Origin of the sequence: Paenibacillus woosongensis, from assembly GCF_009725165.1 — a bacterium.
GTDB lineage: Bacteria > Bacillota > Bacilli > Paenibacillales > Paenibacillaceae > Fontibacillus > Fontibacillus woosongensis.
Genome location: NZ_WNZW01000064.1, coordinates 1 through 321, shown reverse-complemented (window position 1 = coordinate 321; position 321 = coordinate 1). Strand labels below are relative to the sequence as shown.

Annotated in this window: 1 rRNA gene; it reads left to right on the top strand. The window is 45.2% G+C overall.

Annotation, left to right across the window (positions count from 1 at the left end):
- Window positions 1–65, top strand: a 16S ribosomal RNA gene (locus tag GNP95_RS25600); the annotation flags it as partial.
- Window positions 66–321 lie beyond the last annotated feature (256 nt).

The following is a 321-nucleotide window of genomic DNA, read 5'->3' as shown; positions in this document are numbered from 1 at the left end:
AGATGATTGGGGTGAAGTCGTAACAAGGTAGCCGTATCGGAAGGTGCGGCTGGATCACCTCCTTTCTATGGAGTACCTCGCTTCCGTAGCGAAGCGGTACAAATCACGGTCAGCGCAAGCTGCCGGATACACTTTGCGAATGCAAAGTGAACAAATCGCTCACTCGTTGGTCAGTTTTGAGAGTTCAACTCTCAAATTGACGTAACTTTGAACGTCACCGAAGGTGATCGTTACAAAAGTTCCGTCCTTGATCCTTGAAAACTGGATAACGAAACGAAATTTGCGTTTTAGAAAATTCCTTTTAGCTGAACTTGTGTCAAA